We start from the raw sequence: 1,528 nt of genomic DNA, 5'->3' as shown, positions 1-1,528 counted from the left end.
GGGGGGATCCAGTACGCCGCGGCGTCTCGGTTCTAACCGCACCGCCTCTGGAATACTGGATCCCCGCCCCCCGTGCGCAATTTGCGCACTAGGCGGGGATGACAGTGTCATTTGGAGAGACACCCCATGGTGACCTTCTACGGCAAAACCTTCCCCTCCCGCCTCCTGATCGGCAGCGCGCTCTATCCCTCGCCTGCGATCATGCAGTCGGCGATCCGCGCCTCGGGCTCGAACATCGTCACGGTGTCGCTGCGGCGCGAATCCGCCGGCGGCAAGACCGGCGATGCGTTCTGGAATCTGATCCGCGAGCTCGACGTCACGGTGCTGCCGAACACCGCCGGCTGCCGCAGCGTGCGCGAGGCGGTGACGACGGCCAAGCTCGCGCGCGAATTGTTCGGCACATCCTGGATCAAGCTCGAAGTCATCGCCGACAACGACACGCTGCAGCCCGACGTGGTCGGCCTGGTCGAAGCCGCGACCATCCTGATCAAGGACGGTTTTGAGGTGTTCCCCTATTGCACCGAGGATCTCTCGATCGCGAACCGCCTGGTCGATGCCGGCTGCAAGGTGGTGATGCCGTGGGCGGCGCCGATCGGCAGCGCAAAAGGCATCACCAACCGTGACGCGCTCAAGCTGATGCGCGAGCGGCTGCCCGATATCACGCTGGTGGTCGACGCCGGCATCGGCGCGCCGTCGCATGCGGCCGCGGCGCTCGAACTCGGCTACGACGCCGTGCTGCTCAACACCGCCATCGCCAAGGCCGCCGATCCCGTCGCGATGGCCAACGCCTTCCGCCTCGGCGTCGAGGCCGGCCGCACCGCTTTTGAGGCCGGGCTGATGAACGCCCGCGATTTCGCCTCCCCTTCCACCCCTGTCGTTGGGACACCGTTCTGGCATGCCGTATCCTGATCGCTTTTATCCCGTCGTCGACAGCCTCGCCTGGGTCGAGCGCCTGACCAAGCTCGGCGTCGGCACCATCCAGCTGCGCGCAAAGGACCTCGACGACTCGCAATCGCTGCAGATGGTCACCGACGCGCTGGCGATCACCGCGGGCACGCAAGCCAAGCTCGTCGTCAACGACTATTGGCGCGCGGCGATCGTCGCCGGCGCAAAATATCTGCATCTCGGCCAGGAGGACCTTGCCGACGCCGACCTCGCTGCCATCCGCGAGGCCGGCTTGTCGCTCGGCGTCTCCACCCACGACGATGCGGAGCTGGACACCGCGCTTGCCGCCGAGCCCGACTATGTCGCGCTGGGCCCGATCTTCTTCACCACGCTCAAATCGATGCGTTTCGAACCGCAGGGCATTCCGAAGATCACGGAATGGAAGAAGCGCGTAGGCCACATCCCGCTGGTCGCGATCGGCGGCATCAAGTTCGAGCACGCCGCGGAGATCTTTGCCGCGGGCGCGGATTCCATCGCCGTCGTCAGCGACGTCACCCAGAATGCCGACCCGGATGCGCGGGTGCGGCAATGGCTCGGCCTGTCCGCGGAGGCGGCGTGATGCGCCTCACTCTCTCACCCCGCA

2 protein-coding genes are annotated in these 1,528 nt (G+C 66.5%); both read left to right on the top strand.

Annotated features, from left to right (window positions below; all coding sequences use genetic code 11):
* The first annotated feature begins 126 nt into the window (after positions 1–126).
* On the top strand, positions 127–909 hold the full coding sequence (locus IVB32_RS23940; protein ID WP_247361152.1) for a thiazole synthase: 783 nt from the start codon (positions 127–129) through the stop codon (positions 907–909).
* A complete protein-coding gene (locus tag IVB32_RS23935) occupies positions 896–1,504 on the top strand; it encodes a thiamine phosphate synthase (protein ID WP_085349131.1) in 609 nt (202 codons plus the stop codon). Before IVB32_RS23940 ends, IVB32_RS23935 begins: the two co-directional genes overlap by 14 nt.
* Positions 1,505–1,528: the final 24 nt, after the last annotated feature.

Source organism: Bradyrhizobium sp. 23 (genome assembly GCF_023073295.1).
Lineage (GTDB): Bacteria > Pseudomonadota > Alphaproteobacteria > Rhizobiales > Xanthobacteraceae > Bradyrhizobium > Bradyrhizobium canariense_D.
Note: the sequence above shows the minus strand (reverse complement) of the source record. Positions and strands in the feature narration are given on the sequence as shown.